Source organism: Streptomyces sp. SID12501, from assembly GCF_010550245.1.
Lineage (GTDB): Bacteria > Actinomycetota > Actinomycetes > Streptomycetales > Streptomycetaceae > Streptomyces.
In genome coordinates this window covers 1-407 of sequence record NZ_JAAGLU010000892.1, presented here as the reverse complement: position 1 = coordinate 407, position 407 = coordinate 1, and the positions used below count along the sequence as shown (strand labels likewise).

1 protein-coding gene is annotated in these 407 nt (G+C 74.2%); it reads right to left on the bottom strand.

All coding sequences use genetic code 11. The features are described 5' to 3' along the window. On the bottom strand, window positions 1-387 hold a 387-nt coding region (locus tag G3I71_RS49000), incomplete at its 3' end, for a helicase-associated domain-containing protein (RefSeq protein ID WP_164325460.1). Between the last annotated feature and the right edge of the window lie 20 nt (window positions 388-407).

The following is a 407-nucleotide window of genomic DNA, read 5'->3' as shown; positions in this document are numbered from 1 at the left end:
CAGCAGGCCCGCGGTGCGCTTGGAGCGCGTGACCTCGGCGAGCACGGCCGGGTCGAGCGCGTGCAGCACGAGCCCGTGCACGGGGTGCTGGACCAGCTGCAGGCGCCCGTAGCGCGACATCGTCTCGGCGACGTCGACGAGCAGCGCGTGCGGCACGGGGTACCGGCTGTACTCGAGCAGCGTGTCGACGACCTGCTCGGCGTCGTGCCCCGCGGCGCGCGCGTTCCACAGCCCGAGGGCCGTCAGGCGGTAGGTGTGCACGTGCTCGGGCGCGCGCTCGAGCTCCGCGAACGGGGCGATGGCGCGCCGGCACGCGGCGGCCTGGTCGTGGTCGACCTCGAGCAGCAGGGTCTTGTCGCTCTGGACGATCAGCGGTCCGTCGGGCACTCGGCTCTCCTGTGGTCGGG